Genomic DNA, 13,417 nt, shown 5'->3' with positions numbered 1-13,417 from the left:
GACACGAGCAACACCATCTGGCCGAATTGTCAGCTTAAGAGCAGGGATGCACAATCTATGAAGCTTCACATCGATGCAATTGCTTGCGCCGTGATCGCTGCCGTACTGAGCATGGCGTGGATGGAGCCCGACTCGTGGGTCACGCGCCTAGCACCGCTGGCCTTCTTGTCCGTTAGTGTACTGCTTTTTAAACTAAAAATCTGCACAGTAAGTCTATTTTTCTCTGTTTTTGCATTCGCTTGGTGGGGGGCATATGCCTTTATGCTAGCGCAATTGAATTTGCAGCCGGATGCGGATCAGTCTCGCCAACCGCAGTACATTCAAGTACAGGTAACAAGCATTGCCACGCAGCGCGGTGATACGATTCGCTTTACCGGTCGCTGGCAAGTGTTGGGACAGGAGTCTCAGCAACGTATTCTCGTTACTTGGTTTCGCAGTTCAGGAAGCACGCTGCCTGTACCGCAAGTGGGTGAAACCTGGTGGTTGCAAGCGCGCATGCGGCCCATATCTGCGCGCGCAAATCAGGGCGGGTTTGATTATCAGAGCTACCTTGTGCGCAATAAGATCTGGCTGACCGCGTCGGTGAGTCGAGGAGAGCGTCTGCACGTTGCGCAGCGGGTTAGCTATCGTCAGTATTTGTACAACCGCCTGCAGCCGTTACGTGCTAGTGCGGATTCGCCAGCTGGACTGCACTACTTAGATATTGTCCTTGGCTTGACGTTAGGTGAACGACATTGGTTAAGTGCCGAGCGACGGCAGTTATTAGTTACGACCGGTGTTGCCCATGTCATGGCGATTTCCGGGCTGCACGTGAGTCTCGTGTTCGCAGTGAGCTGGTGGTTGGCGAAGGTTGTCTTAGTCTTGCTATGGCGCGGTGACAGCTGGCTATTACGGTTGCGCTGGCGACAGGTCAGTCGGCAACCGGACCTACGTGTTGGCGCTATCATGGTTGCGCTGGTGTGTGCGGGATTATACGCCGCCATGTCGGGATTTGCGGTGTCCACGGTTCGGGCGTTAGTGCTGCTCACTTTGGTAGCCCTGGTGCGCCTTTTTGGACGTCGATTGAGCATGGCGCAAATACTTTTGCGCTGTATCGCAGTCGTTTTAGTTGTTGACCCACTCGCTTGGCTTGACGCTGGCTTTTGGTTGTCGGTATGCGCTGTGGCTGCGATATTTTTTAGCCAATGGTGGCAACCAACGCAGCAAGAAAATCGGCGGCCAACGAGTGTGCTTGCGCGGACGACGCAACTGTGGCGTTTGGAAATCGTACTTACCGTATTAATCGCACCGCTCATGATTCTTTACTTTCACGGGATCTCACTGATTGCACCACTGACGAATCTGCTCGTGATACCAGTTTTTGCTGTGCTTATTCTACCCATGAGTTTCATTGCCTTAGGCTTGCTGGCGCTCCCTCATGCAGTTTTTAACCACGTGGCCGTTTGGCTGTTGACGCAACTTGACCCGGTGTTACATACGGTATTTACCTTTCTAGCGAGCGCTTCAAACTGGCCGCAGGCGTGGTTCAGCACAACGGATGTTCGTTGGGCTTTGCTTGGGATTATGCTGTGGATGGTCGGAAACTGGCAGCAAAGTCGCCAAACTCAATGGTTGATGGTGAGTTTATTGGTGGCGGGGCTGCCATTTATTACTCTACCACAACAAGAGCAGTTTACCGTCCATGTGCTCGATGTCGGTCAGGGCAGTGCAATTGTAATTCAGCGCGGTAACAAAGCATTACTGTACGATGCCGGGCCGGGATTTATCCATGGTAGTCATCTCGCGGACGATGTCATTTTACCGTTTTTACGGTTTCGACGCTTACAGCCTGAGTGGCTGGTGATCTCGCACGAACATTTAGACCATACGGGTGCAGCGGCAGCACTGCAACAGCGATTTCCCGCGCTAAAGACGCTGCGTTCACGTTTTGCTTTCGATGCGACAAGTGATTGGGGTTGGCAGCCAGAAGCTTTCCCCGAACACATTACCCGTCACTCGCAGCCTTGTAGTTGGGGGCAAAACTGGCTCTGGCAGGGGGTGCAAATCCGCGCGTTAGCACCCTTGCCGGGTCCTTCGTTTGGTCCGAATAATGATAGCTGTGTTTTACAACTGTCGTATGCAGGTCAAGTTGTGCTATTGACTGGGGACATCCAGCGCCACACCGAGCTGCGTATGGTCGGGCGATACGCGCACAAACTGCGGGCTAATGTCATGGTGATTCCGCATCATGGCTCGCAAACTTCCAGTCAAATTGACTTTATCGCTGCGGTACAGCCGGATATCGCTGTCGTTAGCCGGGGCTTCATGAATCAATTTCGGATGCCGCATGAGGATGTGTTAGAGCGTTATCAATCGCGTCAAATACCGCTGTATGACACCGGACGCGATGGGCAAGTGTCACTCAGCTGGGAGGAGGCGCGTTGGTGGCGCGGTGAAAAGGAAGGTCGCTGGCGTGTCCGCAGCTACTATCAGTTTTGGCGCAATCGTTGGTATGCTAGGCGCTTGCCCGAATGGCAACGCTAGTAAAGGCGCACAACTTCCGGTTACAATGGCTCGGTCTTTTCAACATGATGGTTGCCAATGGATTCTCAGTTAAAACGAAAACAACATTTTCGCCGCTTGCTTAGCTATATCAAGCCTTATCGCTTTGCTTTTGCCTTTGCTGTCTTCGGCATGATTGGTTATGCCGGCATCGACACCTTCTTTTTTGCCAATATTGAAACACTGATTGATGACGGCCTCGGTGCCGGTAACCCACAAATTTTGGTGTATGCAGCGATCTTTGTTCCGGCCATCTTTGTCTTGCGCGGGCTGTTTAATTTTATCTCTACGTATTTTTTAAGTTATGTGGGGTTCAATATCGTTACCAAAATGCGTCAAGAGTTATTCGAACACTTGATGCGTTTACCAGTGCCTTATCATGACAAAGTGTCTACGGGCGACCTAATTTCGAAAATTACCTATGACACCCAGCAGCTTGCCGAGGCCACCAGCCGTGCAGTGCTCACCCTCATTAAGGAGGGCGCCTTTGTCATTGGCCTATTGGGGTTAATGTTCTATCACAGTTGGCAATTGTCGTTGGTATTCCTCGTTATCGGCCCAGTGATCGGTAAAGTGGTTTCCATTGTTTCGCGGAAATTCCGTGAAGTCAGTAGTAAAATTCAGACGGCGATGGGCAATGTCACCACGACCGCAGAACAAATGATCAATGGCCATCAAGTGGTGGTTATGTTTGAGGGGCAGGAACACGAAGCCGAGCGCTTTGGCCAGGTGAATAAAACCACCCGTCAACAGAACATGAAACTGGTGAACATTCGCACCGTCAGCACCTCGGTCATTCAGTTTATCGCGTCATTAAGTCTGGCCGCAGTGCTATTGATTGCGAGCTTCCCCAGTATGATCGAACAGCTTACGCCGGGTGCATTTACAACCATGCTGACAGCGATGATTATGTTGTTGCGCCCCTTAAAACAGCTCACCAACGTAAACGCTGATTTCCAACGTGGTCTTGCCGCAGCAGCAAGTATTTTTGCCGTGCTCGATGAAGAACAAGAAAAAGACACGGGACATCATCAAGCGACTCGCGTGAAAGGTGAAGTTACGGTCAAAAACTTAACCTTCCGTTATGCGCGCAAAGATAACCCAGCGTTAGACAATGTCAGTTTTACTGTCCCCGCAGGCAAAACATTGGCACTCGTTGGCCGTTCAGGGAGTGGGAAGTCGACCATTTCGAACTTACTGACGCGCTTTTATGATTTTGAGACCGGCGCAATTGAACTAGACGGCGTCGATATTCGCGAATATGAGTTGAAGTCGCTACGTCGACAATTTGCTGTCGTTTCGCAAAATGTCACCTTGTTTAATGACACCATAGCGAACAACATTGCTTATGGGTCGCAAGAGAAAGTCTCGCGCGAAGCCATTGAGCGTGCGATTAAACTCGCTTACGCCGATGAGTTCATTGATGAATTGCCGCTTGGCTTAGAAACCATCGTTGGCGAAAACGGTGTGATGCTCAGCGGTGGTCAGCGTCAACGAATTGCAATTGCTCGTGCATTGCTGCGAGACGCTCCCTTACTGATTCTGGACGAAGCAACCTCGGCATTAGATACCGAATCCGAGCGACACATTCAACTGGCGCTGGAAAACCTACAACAGAATCGAACTTCGATTGTGATAGCGCATCGTTTATCGACGATCGAAAAGGCCGATGAAATTCTGGTTCTTGATCACGGTCGAATTATCGAACGTGGTGCGCATCAGCAGTTGCTTGATCAAGGTGGTGCATACGCACAGCTCCATAACCTTCAGGTTGGTGGTGAGAATGGCGCAGCGAAGTAACGACCATCCGTCGAGCTTGCGTCCGATGTTAGGAAACAATTGTGAACCCGAATAAAAATAACAGTCGCCGCGCCAGTCTCGGTCGCAGTCAAGAAAGTATCAAATCATCGCCACCCAAGTTGGTGCAGTGGTGGTATCAACGGCGGTTGGTTTTGCCTTTGTGGCCGTTGTTACCCTTGACCTTCCTGTTTACACTCGTTGCCAGTTTGCGCCGCTTGGCGTTCCGTATGGGTCTGATGAAAACCCATCGTTATGCCGTGCCGGTGATTATTGTTGGCAACGTAACGGTTGGCGGTACCGGTAAAACACCACTGGTTCTGGCGTTAGTTGAACACCTTCACGAGCAAGGTTGGCGCCCTGGGATCGTCAGTCGTGGCTATGGTGGTGAAGGCCCATTTCCGCAGTTTGTTGACCGTCAGAGCCAGCCGCAACAAGTCGGCGACGAACCGCTGATGCTTGCTCAGTTAGCAGAAGTACCGGTTGCTGTCGCACCCAAGCGTCACCAAGCGGTGGATTTATTATTAGCCGAACATAATGTCGATATCATTATTAGTGACGATGGCCTGCAGCATTATGCCCTCGGACGCACTGTTGAAATCGCCGTGATCGATGGCGAGCGCGGGCTCGGCAATGGTTGGCGCTTGCCGGTTGGGCCACTGCGCGAAAGTCGCCGACGTTTGCGTAGTGTCGACTGGGTTGTGATTAACGGTGCGATAGAGAGTGAACTCGGCGATTATCGTCAGCGTTTGGGCTTAGCTGCACATTCGGATAAATTGCTCGCCATGCAGCTTGAACCTACTGGTTGGCTGCGTGTTACGGATGGTAAGTCGATCGATGTACCGGATGGTGAAAGTGCCCTTGCGATAGCCGGGATCGGTAACCCCGAGCGATTTTTTAACCTGCTCAAAGCGCAACACATCGACTTACAAGAAACCCGAGTCTATCCTGATCACTATCAATATAAAGCGCAAGACTTCTATCATGTCAGCAATGAAGTACCTGTTCTAATGACGGAAAAGGACGCGGTTAAATGTCGCTCGTTCGCTCGCCCGCATTGGTACTTTTTGCAAGTTAAAGCTCAGTTTAGTGGTGACTTTTTGCGTCAATTGACGGCGCAGATACAACCATCAAACGAACAGGAGTAAGAAAATGACGTTAGGTGCAAATATGTTAGCTATTCTGGCTTGCCCATCGTGCAAAGGTAAGTTGATTTGGAACCAAGACAAGACCGAGTTGGTCTGTTGCGGTGAACAATTAGCCTATCCGGTTGAGAATGGTATTCCTGCATTGCTCGCTAGCTCAGCACGTGAAGTTTCAGTGGATGAATTGGAGCAGATTAAGTCATGAGTTTCACGGTCGTTATTCCAGCGCGCTATGCGTCGACTCGTCTACCGGGAAAACCGCTTGCTGATATCGGCGGTAAATCCATGATTCAGCACGTCTATGAGCGCGCAATTCGCAGCGGTGCGGCGGAAGTTATTGTGGCAACCGATGATGATCGTATTTTAGCCGCCGTAAAGGCGTTCGGTGGCCGCGCGATGCGCACGTCTGCAGAGCATCAGTCGGGCACCGAGCGTTTGGCTGAGGTGGTCGATCGTTTAGCCTTGGCGGACGATCAAGTGGTGGTCAATGTGCAAGGCGACGAGCCGTTTATCCCACCGGAAATCATTTGCCAAGTTGCAGAAAACCTGGCCAGTCAAAGGCTCGCGCCAATGGCGACCTTGGCTGTCACGCTGAAAAATTCAGACGACCTATTTAACCCGAATGTGGTCAAGGTTGTCTCTGATGCACAAAATTACGCGTTGTATTTTAGCCGCGCAGCCATTCCATGGGATCGGGAGCGATTCAATCAAGCGCGTGACAAAGCTGAATTAGAAAGCGGCATGTATCGACGCCACATCGGTTTGTATGCGTATCGCGCAGGATTTATTGAGCGTTACGCGGAATGGAAGCCGAGCCCGCTGGAGAAATTAGAGTCACTCGAACAATTGCGTGTGCTTTGGTACGGTGAGCGAATTCATGTTGCCGAAGCGCTGATTGAACCTTTAGGTGGCATCGACACACCGGACGACCTAGCTTATGCGCGTGAGCGTGTCACCAAGAAGTGATTGCCGCTAATTTGAGCATCCCAGCAGGATCGACCTGCTGGGATTTTTTACCGTTTAAATTTGGCTAAACACAGGTTGCGCGGCGCCATTCACAGTAAATCGAGTTGTTGCTGATCGGCTTCAGCCTCTTGCTCTTGTTGTTGCCGCAAGAATGCTTCACGCCGTTTTTGCCGCTGCCCGAGCAATTTTAAAATACGCGCCTGTTCCGCCGCGGGCTTCAAGTGCCATTGGAAGCGTTCATCGCGGGAGCGTAAGCAGCCGCGGCAATAGCCGCGCGGACCCGACTCACAAACGCCAATGCAGGGGTTGGGTAGCTCAAACATTTCCAGCTGATCGGCCGCAACCTTAGGATTGAGCGTGTCGTTTAAATCAAGCTGACTCATCACGCATCCTCCGCATAGTGTTGTCGATATAGTTGTGGCGCTAAGCCGGTTATTTTCTTAAATAAACGAGAAAAATAGTAGGGGTCTTCAAAACCAAACGCAAGGGCGACTTGGCGAACGCTCGCATTACTTTCCGTCAGCATGGTTTCGGCGCTGCGGATTTTCATTTCATTAAAATATCGCAATGGTGGAACACCCGTCAGTTCACGAAATTTTTTACTGAAGTAATAGCGCGACAATCCAGTAAATGCAGCTAAATCATCAAGCTCCAAGGTTCGGTGACTGTTATCGCGCATAAAGCGGTCCAATGCATTGAGGTTAAAGCCGCCTTCATGGCGTATGCTATCTTTGCTTAACAGCGGCAAGTCCGTGATTAGTTTGCGTAGTAACGAGGTTGCTAAAACGGCGCGTTCAAAGGTTAAACGTTGATGCTGAAGGTTGAGCAGCGCATTAACGTCTGGCAAGAGTGATTGCCAGCGTTGCAAGGACAAGACCGGTGGTCGTTCCGTGGTTGTCGAAATCCCAATATAATCCATGAATTGGTTGGCGTGTTTGCCCGAAAAATGCGCCCAGTAGATACTCCAAGGATGCTCACGATCACTATGATAACTATGAGCAACGCCTTGTTTTAGAAACAGAACTTGGCCCGCGGAAATCTGACCCTGGTGGTTTTCCGTGCGAAAAAAGCCGCGGCCGGCATGGCAAAATATGAGCAAATGATCGGTATGCACGGTTCGCCGAACTCGATGGTCAAGTGCTTCTAAGTAATGGCCATAAGCAACGGGATACAAATCCGCGGTGAGCGGATGTTGCGCGAGTTGTTCGATTAAACTCGGCGGTAGCAGTAAACGCGAACTACCAGCGAGTAGGGGCCAGTCAGAGGGTTGACTCATAAAGTGAGCATCTCATCGAAAATGACAATATTGTCCATCATACAGGCAATTTTATCGATTCTAAAGTCCGGGTGCATTTGCTCTAATGCACAACACGCAAAACTACAATTTATTTACATCCGTAATGTATGTAGCAAGAGGTCAATATGGCGAGCAACAGCAAGAAAGTGAAGTTATTTATCGATGGTGAGTTTGTAGATTCACAAGCCACTCAATATATTCCGGTGACCAACCCTGCAACACAGGAAGTCATTGCCGAAGTGCCTTGCGCTACGCAAGCAGAAGTAGAGCAAGCCATTGCCAGCGCTAAAGCTGCATTTAAAACATGGCGTGAAGTGCCTGTGTCAGAGCGTGCGCGGGTGATGATGCGTTATCAAGCGCTACTGAAAGAGCACCATGATGAAATCGCCGAAATCTTAGCGTTAGAAACAGGTAAAACCTTTGACGACGCAAAGGGCGACGTTTGGCGTGGTATTGAAGTGGTTGAACAAGCCGCCAACATCCCAGCGCTGATGATGGGCGAAACCGCTGAAAACGTTGCACGCGGTATTGACACCTATAGCTATATTCAGCCACTTGGCGTTTGCGCGGGTATTACGCCATTTAACTTCCCGGCAATGATTCCGTTGTGGATGTTCCCAATGGCAATCGCATGCGGTAACACCTTTATTTTGAAGCCGTCTGAGCAAGATCCCCTAACGCCAACGCGTTTGGTTGAATTGTTCGAGCAAGCCGGTGCGCCGAAGGGTGTACTGCAAGTCGTGCACGGCGGTAAAGAGCAAGTTGATATCTTGCTCAAAGACAAAGAAGTGAAAGCCTTGTCATTTGTTGGCTCGGTGCCGGTTGCTGAGTATATCTACCGAACCGGTACTGAACACTTGAAACGCGTTCAGGCATTTGCTGGTGCGAAGAACCACAGTGTGATTATGCCAGACGCGAACAAGCAAACCGTGATTAACAACTTGGTAGGTGCCTCTGTTGGTGCTGCTGGCCAACGTTGTATGGCGATTTCAGTTGCCGTGTTTGTTGGTAAGTCGAAAGAGTGGATTCCAGAGCTTGCTGAGCAGTTAGCCAAAGTTCAGCCGGGCGCATGGGACAACAAAGACGCAGCCTATGGCCCATTGATTAGCCCGCAAGCCAAGCAACGGGTGATTTCCTTGATTGAGCAAGGTAAAAAAGAAGGTGCTGAGTGCTTAGTTGATGGCACCAACTGTGTCGTTGAAGGTTATCCTGATGGTAACTGGGTTGGCCCAACCTTCTTTAGTAAAGTGACGCCAGAAATGACCATTTACCAACAAGAAATTTTTGGTCCAGTTCTTTGTGCCGTCGAAGTTGATACACTGGAAGAAGCCATTGCACTCGTAAACGCTAATCCATTTGGTAACGGCACGTCGATTTTCACCGCAAACGGTGCGTCGGCGCGTAAATACCAGCACGAGATTGAAGTCGGTCAAGTGGGTATTAATATTCCAATTCCGGTGCCTTTACCCTTCTTCTCATTTACCGGTTGGAAGAATTCGTTCTTTGGTGACCTGCATGCGTACGGTAAACAAGCGATTCGTTTCTACACCGAAACCAAGACCATTACTGCACGTTGGCCAGAAAGCGAAATCGATAATGGCCCGAACATGACGATTAAATTGCAATAAATCGGGAGTCACGTTGTGAATTTTAATTTAACCGAAGATCAACAAGCCTATGTTGATACCGCGCGCGCCTTTGCTGAGAAGGAAATGGCGCCGTATGCTGGCCAATGGGATGCTGAGCATCATTTCCCGATTGAAGTGTTTCGCAAAGCCGGCGAAATGGGCTTTATGGGCATGTATACGCCAGAAAGTGCTGGCGGTTTTGGGATGTCGCGGCTGGACGCAGCGTTAATTTTCGAACAACTCGCTATGGGTTGCACGGCAACGACTGCGATGATGACTATTCATAACATGGTGAGCTGGATGATTGGCTCATTTGCCAAGCCAGAAGTTGCAGAGCACTGGTGTAGTCAGTTAGTCACCGGCGAAAAGCTTGGTTCGTACTGCTTGACTGAGCCAGGCGCAGGTTCTGACGCTGCTAGCTTGCGCACAACCGCCAAGAAAGACGGCGACAGCTATGTGATTAACGGCTCGAAAATGTTTATTTCCGGTGCGGGCTCTACCGATGTCTTAGTGGTGATGGCGCGCACCGGCGGTGAAGGCGCTAAAGGCGTTTCCGCCTTTGTTGTTCCAGCGGACGCAGCCGGCATTCACTATGGCAAAGCCGAAGAGAAAATGGGCTGGAACGCGCAACCAACTCGCTTGGTGACGTTTGAAGACGTGCGTATTCCTGCTGAGAATTTACTTGGTGAAGAAGGCGAAGGTTTTAAATTTGCCATGATGGGGCTCGATGGCGGTCGCATTAACATTGCGGTCTGTTCGGTCGGTACCGCACAAGCGGCGCTGAACACTGCGCGTGACTACATGAACGAGCGCAGCCAGTTTGGTAAGCCAATTGCTGCCTTCCAAGCCTTGCAGTTTAAGCTCGCAGACATGGCGACTGAGCTGGTTGCGGCGCGGCAAATGGTGCGCTTAGCCGCGTTTAAAGTCGACAGCAACGATGCGGATAAAACTGCTTATTGTGCGATGGCGAAACGGTTTGCTACCGACATTGGCTTCCAAGTTTGTAACGAAGCGCTGCAAATTCACGGCGGTTATGGCTACATTAAAGAATACCCGTTGGAGCGTCATGTCCGCGATGTTCGTGTGCATCAGATTTTGGAAGGTACCAATGAGATCATGCGTCTGATTATCGCTCGACGGTTATTGGCGGATGGCGCAGCAGAGCTACTTTAAGTAGCTCTTTTGCTTTCTGCGACTCAATCCCGCAAGGAGATAAGTGAGCATGTTAGAGAACTACACGATTGAAAACCCAGAAGCAGTCGTTTTTGAAGAAATAGCGACGGTTTCTGGTAAAAAAATTGGTTTAGCCCGACTCAACGTCGAGAAGTCATTGAATGCCTTAAGTCTCGATATGATTCTCTTGTTAATGCCGAAGTTACAGGCATGGCAAGACGATGCAGATATTGCCTGCGTTTGGCTTGAAGGTGCCGGTGAAAAAGCATTTTGTGCCGGTGGTGATATTGTTGCCATGTATCATGCGATGGCGGAAATGCCAGATGAGCCAGTCGACGAAGTGGTGGATTTCTTTCACGCCGAATATCGTCTGGATTACTTGATTCAAACCTACAAAAAGCCGCTTTTAGTCTGGGCGGATGGTTTTGTCATGGGCGGAGGCATGGGCCTCATGAATGGTGCCAGCCATCGCGTTGTGACCGAACGATCGCGACTGGCGATGCCAGAAATTAGTATCGGCTTGTACCCTGATGTCGGTGCGACGTATTTTCTCAGTAAGTTGCCCGATAACATGGGCTTGTTCTTAGGTTTAACTGCCGCACAAGTCAATGCCGCTGATGCTTTATATATCGGGCTAGCGGATTTCGCGATTGCCAGCGATATGCGTGACAACACCCTGCAGGCGCTGACGAATGCAAGTTGGAGTGACGATATTGAGCTTAATCTGGCGACACTCAGTGATACGCTCTTGCAACGTAAGCTTGCGGACGAGCAGATGCCCACCGCTGAGTTGTACGAACGCCGTGACGTCATTCGTTCGCTGATGACGGGTGATGATATTCAACAGGTTAGTGCGCAGTTTTTGGCTTATGAGACTGACGATAAGCTGTTATCGCGGGCGCAAGCGACACTAAAAGCGGGCTGTCCGCTGACTGCCCACATTGTTTGGCAGCAGCTGCAGTTCGGCGGGGAATTAAGTTTAGCCGACGCGTTTCGATTGGAACTCACCTTGTCGGTGAACTGTGCCGCGCGAGGCGACTTCCGCGAAGGCGTGCGGGCATTATTAATCGACAAAGATCGGCAGCCGAAGTGGAGTCACAATGACATTAGTGACGTTTACGCGGATGACCTTGACGCGATGTTCAGTGCGCCATGGGGCGAAAGTGAGCATCCTCTTCACGATTTAGCATAAGGGGCAGATCATGGCTCAAGTTGGTTTTATTGGTTTAGGTAATATGGGTGGCCCGATGGCCACCAATCTCGTCAAAGCTGGCGTTAGCGTCAGTGTCTTTGACCTCTCAGCAGAGGCGTTAGCACGATTACAAGACGCTGGTGCGAGTGTCGCCGCTACCGCCGCAGATGCGGTGCGTAACGCTGACGTTGTCGTGTCTATGCTACCCGCAGATAAACATGTGATGGGTTTGTATTTTGGCGAGCACGGTATTTTAGACGCGATTCCAGCGGGTGCGTTAGTGATTGACTCCAGCACCATTTCAGCGGAATCGGCGCGGGAGCTGGCTGCAGGAATTACCGCAGCCGGTCGGCGCTTTATTGATGCGCCGGTATCGGGCGGCGTCGGTGGCGCCAAGGCGGGCACGTTAACCTTTATTTGTGGTGGCGACTCCGCGGACATCGATGAAGCCCGGCCGATTTTAGAAAAAATGGGTAAAAACGTTTTCACCGCCGGTGGACATGGTGCTGGTCAGGTAGCCAAAATTTGCAATAACATGTTACTTGCAGTCCTTATGGCTGGTACTTCCGAAGCGCTGCAGCTGGGTCGTGCCCATGGTCTTGATCCGAAAGTCCTGTCGGATATCATGTTGCAAAGCTCAGGTCGTAACTGGACTTTAGAAGTGTATAATCCCTGTCCAGGCGTGATGCCAAACGTGCCATCGAGCAATGACTATAACGGTGGCTTTTTAGTCGATTTAATGTTGAAAGATCTCGGTTTAGCTGCGAAAACTGCGGAAACGACCGGCTCGGCTACGCCTATGGGGCAACTTGCCGCCGAGTTATTCCGTCAGCACAGTGAAGCGGGTTGGGGCAGCAAAGACTTCTCTAGTCTCTTTCAATCGTTTGAACCGCAAGGGAAATAATTGATTATGCAAATCAAAGACTCGGTAATTGTTGTAACCGGTGGTGCGCAAGGTTTGGGCCGTTCGATGGCGGAAGATTTCGCCAGCCAAGGGGCAAAACTTGCGTTGTTGGATATGAATGCGGATATGCTCGCCGACGCCGCTGCTGCATGCGAAAAATTAGGTGCCGCAGATGTACAAACCTATGCCGTGAATGTAACGGACGAAGCCGCTGTTGAAGCGACTTTTGCTGCTATTGATAGCCATTTTGATGGTCTTGATGTGTTGGTCAACAATGCGGGTATTTTACGCGACGGTATGTTGATTAAGTGCAAAGACGGCGAAATCACCCACAAAATGCCGTTACAACAGTGGCAGTCGGTGATTGATGTGAATCTTACGGGGACTTTCTTGTGCGGCCGCGAAGCGTCAGCCGTGATGGCCAAACGTGGCAAGAAAGGTGTCATTATTAATATTTCATCGGTCGCTCGTGCTGGCAATATCGGTCAAACCAACTACGCGGCAACCAAAGCGGGTGTAGTCGCGATGACCGTAACCTGGGCGCGTGAACTTGGTCGTTTTGGCATTCGTTGTGCGGCAATTGCGCCTGGTTTTATTGAAACGCCGATGACGGCACAAATGAAACCAGAAGCCGTTGAACGGGCTTTATCCATGGTACCACTGCGTCGGTGGGGTCAGCCTGCTGAAATTGCGCATTCAGCGCGTTATATCATTGAAAATGACTTCTTTAGCGGTCGCGTGATTGAAATTGACGGTGGCGTTCGACTCTAACGT

General features: G+C 50.6%; 12 protein-coding genes. 10 read left to right on the top strand and 2 right to left on the bottom strand.

The window, feature by feature from the left end:
• The first annotated feature begins 57 nt into the window (after window positions 1–57).
• The 5 genes from LAT77_RS01205 to kdsB are packed head-to-tail and all read left to right on the top strand — an operon-like array spanning window position 58 to window position 6,449.
• Entirely contained in the window at window positions 58–2,523 is a 2,466-nt protein-coding gene (locus tag LAT77_RS01205) for a DNA internalization-related competence protein ComEC/Rec2 (RefSeq protein WP_290562710.1), read from the top strand.
• Between the two features lie 57 nt (window positions 2,524–2,580).
• Window positions 2,581–4,341, top strand: a complete 1,761-nt coding sequence (gene msbA / locus LAT77_RS01200) for a lipid A export permease/ATP-binding protein MsbA (RefSeq protein ID WP_290562709.1) — start codon at window positions 2,581–2,583, stop codon at window positions 4,339–4,341.
• 41 nt (window positions 4,342–4,382) lie between these two features.
• Window positions 4,383–5,486, top strand: coding sequence for a tetraacyldisaccharide 4'-kinase (gene lpxK, locus LAT77_RS01195; protein ID WP_290562708.1), 1,104 nt, complete (start codon window positions 4,383–4,385; stop codon window positions 5,484–5,486).
• 4 nt (window positions 5,487–5,490) lie between these two features.
• On the top strand, window positions 5,491–5,688 hold the full coding sequence (locus tag LAT77_RS01190) for a Trm112 family protein (protein WP_290562707.1): 198 nt from the start codon (window positions 5,491–5,493) through the stop codon (window positions 5,686–5,688).
• Window positions 5,685–6,449: a 3-deoxy-manno-octulosonate cytidylyltransferase gene (gene kdsB, locus LAT77_RS01185; RefSeq protein ID WP_290562706.1), complete on the top strand. Its 765-nt coding sequence runs from the start codon at window positions 5,685–5,687 to the stop codon at window positions 6,447–6,449. The genes LAT77_RS01190 and kdsB overlap by 4 nt, the downstream gene beginning before the upstream one ends.
• 89 nt (window positions 6,450–6,538) lie before the next feature.
• Here the strand turns inward: kdsB and LAT77_RS01180 are convergent, their stop codons facing one another.
• Window positions 6,539–6,832, bottom strand: a complete 294-nt coding sequence (locus LAT77_RS01180) for a DUF1289 domain-containing protein (protein WP_290562705.1) — start codon at window positions 6,830–6,832, stop codon at window positions 6,539–6,541.
• Window positions 6,832–7,725, bottom strand: a complete 894-nt coding sequence (locus LAT77_RS01175) for an AraC family transcriptional regulator (RefSeq protein WP_290562704.1) — start codon at window positions 7,723–7,725, stop codon at window positions 6,832–6,834. The genes LAT77_RS01180 and LAT77_RS01175 overlap by 1 nt, the downstream gene beginning before the upstream one ends.
• A 146-nt stretch (window positions 7,726–7,871) precedes the next feature.
• On the opposite strand from LAT77_RS01175, the gene LAT77_RS01170 reads away from it, so the two are divergent.
• Genes LAT77_RS01170 through LAT77_RS01150 form a run of 5 tightly spaced genes read left to right on the top strand, consistent with a single transcriptional unit; the run spans window position 7,872 to window position 13,414 of the window.
• Window positions 7,872–9,374: a CoA-acylating methylmalonate-semialdehyde dehydrogenase gene (locus LAT77_RS01170; protein ID WP_290562703.1), complete on the top strand. Its 1,503-nt coding sequence runs from the start codon at window positions 7,872–7,874 to the stop codon at window positions 9,372–9,374.
• Between the two features lie 15 nt (window positions 9,375–9,389).
• Complete coding sequence (locus LAT77_RS01165) at window positions 9,390–10,547, top strand: acyl-CoA dehydrogenase family protein (RefSeq protein ID WP_290562702.1); 1,158 nt, start codon at window positions 9,390–9,392, stop codon at window positions 10,545–10,547.
• 49 nt (window positions 10,548–10,596) lie between these two features.
• Window positions 10,597–11,739: an enoyl-CoA hydratase/isomerase family protein gene (locus LAT77_RS01160; protein ID WP_290562701.1), complete on the top strand. Its 1,143-nt coding sequence runs from the start codon at window positions 10,597–10,599 to the stop codon at window positions 11,737–11,739.
• 10 nt (window positions 11,740–11,749) lie between these two features.
• Window positions 11,750–12,643 carry a 3-hydroxyisobutyrate dehydrogenase gene (gene mmsB / locus LAT77_RS01155; protein WP_290562700.1) on the top strand — a complete coding sequence of 298 codons (894 nt, stop codon included), beginning with the start codon at window positions 11,750–11,752 and terminating at the stop codon, window positions 12,641–12,643.
• Window positions 12,644–12,649: 6 nt separating this feature from the next.
• Window positions 12,650–13,414: an SDR family oxidoreductase gene (locus tag LAT77_RS01150; RefSeq protein WP_290562699.1), complete on the top strand. Its 765-nt coding sequence runs from the start codon at window positions 12,650–12,652 to the stop codon at window positions 13,412–13,414.
• The last annotated feature ends 3 nt before the right edge of the window (window positions 13,415–13,417 follow it).

The sequence above is a fragment of the Aliidiomarina sp. genome, assembly GCF_022565475.1.
Classification (GTDB): domain Bacteria; phylum Pseudomonadota; class Gammaproteobacteria; order Enterobacterales; family Alteromonadaceae; genus Aliidiomarina.
The sequence above is the reverse complement of the archived record's forward strand: the minus strand, read 5'-3'. Positions and strand labels throughout refer to the sequence as shown.

Bases quoted from the DNA above. Each gene is read 5' to 3' on its own strand.
- msbA (WP_290562709.1), top strand. From the start codon at position 2,581: ATGGATTCTCAGTTAAAACGAAAACAACATTTTCGCCGCTTGCTTAGC.
- LAT77_RS01160 (WP_290562701.1), top strand. From the start codon at position 10,597: ATGTTAGAGAACTACACGATTGAAAACCCAGAAGCAGTCGTTTTTGAA.
- LAT77_RS01180 (WP_290562705.1), bottom strand. From the start codon at position 6,832: ATGAGTCAGCTTGATTTAAACGACACGCTCAATCCTAAGGTTGCGGCC.
- LAT77_RS01175 (WP_290562704.1), bottom strand. From the start codon at position 7,725: ATGAGTCAACCCTCTGACTGGCCCCTACTCGCTGGTAGTTCGCGTTTA.
- LAT77_RS01190 (WP_290562707.1), top strand. From the start codon at position 5,491: ATGACGTTAGGTGCAAATATGTTAGCTATTCTGGCTTGCCCATCGTGC.
- kdsB (WP_290562706.1), top strand. From the start codon at position 5,685: ATGAGTTTCACGGTCGTTATTCCAGCGCGCTATGCGTCGACTCGTCTA.
- LAT77_RS01150 (WP_290562699.1), top strand. From the start codon at position 12,650: ATGCAAATCAAAGACTCGGTAATTGTTGTAACCGGTGGTGCGCAAGGT.
- LAT77_RS01170 (WP_290562703.1), top strand. From the start codon at position 7,872: ATGGCGAGCAACAGCAAGAAAGTGAAGTTATTTATCGATGGTGAGTTT.
- mmsB (WP_290562700.1), top strand. From the start codon at position 11,750: ATGGCTCAAGTTGGTTTTATTGGTTTAGGTAATATGGGTGGCCCGATG.
- LAT77_RS01205 (WP_290562710.1), top strand. From the start codon at position 58: ATGAAGCTTCACATCGATGCAATTGCTTGCGCCGTGATCGCTGCCGTA.